Origin of the sequence: Mycobacterium sp. E740 (assembly GCF_001672895.1) — a bacterium.
GTDB lineage: Bacteria > Actinomycetota > Actinomycetes > Mycobacteriales > Mycobacteriaceae > Mycobacterium.
On record NZ_LZKP01000072.1, the window covers coordinates 1 to 1448 of the forward strand.

Below are 1448 nucleotides of genomic sequence, written 5' to 3' on the forward strand. Positions count from 1 at the left end.
ACGCCCCAGGCGCCGTGCAGCCCGGCCAGGGCCGAGATCACTGCCGTGGCGGTCTCCCGGCCGTCGGGCGCCCGCGGCCGGCCGTCGGAGTCCGCGAGCAGCGTGCCGAGGAAACGCTTGCGCGACGCGCCGACCAGCACGGGGATGCCGGTGGCCACGAGTTCGGGCAGTGCGCGCAGCAGCGCCCAGTTGTGTTCACCGGTCTTGGCGAAACCCAGCCCCGGATCGATGACGAGATTGGCGGGATCGACGCCGGCGGCTACCGCCGCGTCCACGCCGGCGAGCAGTTCGGCCCGCACGTCCTCGACCACGTCCCCATAGTCGGGCACATCGTGCGGGCGACCGTCGCCAACCGAGCGCCAATGCATCAGCACCCAGGGCACTTTCGCGTCGGCGAGCAACGTGGCCATCTCCGGGTCGGCGCGCCCGCCCGACACGTCGTTGACCATCTGGGCGCCGTTCTCCAGCGCGGACCGAGCGACGTCGGCTCGCATGGTGTCGATGCTGACGGTGACGCCTTGGCCGGCGAGTTCACGCACGACCGGCAGCACCCTCGACTTCTCGATCTCCGGATCGACGCGGACCGCACCGGGGCGGGTGGACTCGCCGCCGACATCGATGATCGCCGCCCCCTGGGCGATCAACTCCAGCCCGTGCTCGACGGCGCGGTCGCGGTCGAGGAACAACCCTCCGTCGGAGAAGGAGTCGTCGGTGACGTTCACGACCCCCATGACACGCACCTTGGTCGGGCTCATCTGCGCAGGATCAGGTCCAGCGCCTCGGCCCTCGATGCCGCATCGACCTTGAACTGTCCGCGCACCGCCGACGTGGTGGTCACCGCGCCGGGCTTGCGTACCCCGCGCATCGCCATGCACAGGTGTTCGGCCTCGACGACGACGATCACCCCGCGAGGATCGAGCTTGCGCATCACCGCGTCGGCGATCTGGCCGGTGAGCCGTTCCTGCACCTGCGGCCGCTTGGCGTAGAGGTCGACCAGCCGCGCGATCTTGGACAGCCCGGTCACCCGGCCGTCCTTGCCCGGGATGTAGCCGACGTGGGCGACACCGTGGAAGGACACCAGGTGGTGCTCGCAGGTGGAGTACATCGGGATTTGCTTGACCAGCACCAGTTCGTCGTGCTGCTCGTCAAAGGTGGTGTCCAGCACGGAATCCGGGTCGGTGTAGAGACCCGCGAACAGCTCCTTGTATGCCCGCGCCACCCGCGCCGGAGTGGCTTCCAGCCCGTGCCGGTCGGGATCCTCCCCGACCGCGATGAGCAGTTCGCGGACGGCGGCCTCCGCGCGTTCCTGGTCGAACTTCGCCGGACTGAAGGTGACAGAGTTGTGCTGCGACTGCGCCAATGGAGCCTCCTGTGAACCTGCCGCCGGTCAGCGCCGGCTGTTGTCCGGACCCTGGCCCTCGTTCGGTTGCGGCGGGCGGCCCTGCGAC

General features: G+C 69.8%; 2 protein-coding genes. Both read right to left on the reverse strand.

Annotation, left to right across the window (positions count from 1 at the left end; all coding sequences use genetic code 11):
• A partial coding sequence (gene folP, locus A5663_RS06585) for a dihydropteroate synthase (protein WP_068145582.1) occupies positions 1 to 755 on the reverse strand: 755 nt, incomplete at its 3' end.
• A complete protein-coding gene (gene folE, locus A5663_RS06590) occupies positions 752 to 1360 on the reverse strand; it encodes a GTP cyclohydrolase I FolE (protein ID WP_068145586.1) in 609 nt (202 codons plus the stop codon). The genes folP and folE, both read right to left, overlap by 4 nt.
• Between the last annotated feature and the right edge of the window lie 88 nt (positions 1361 to 1448).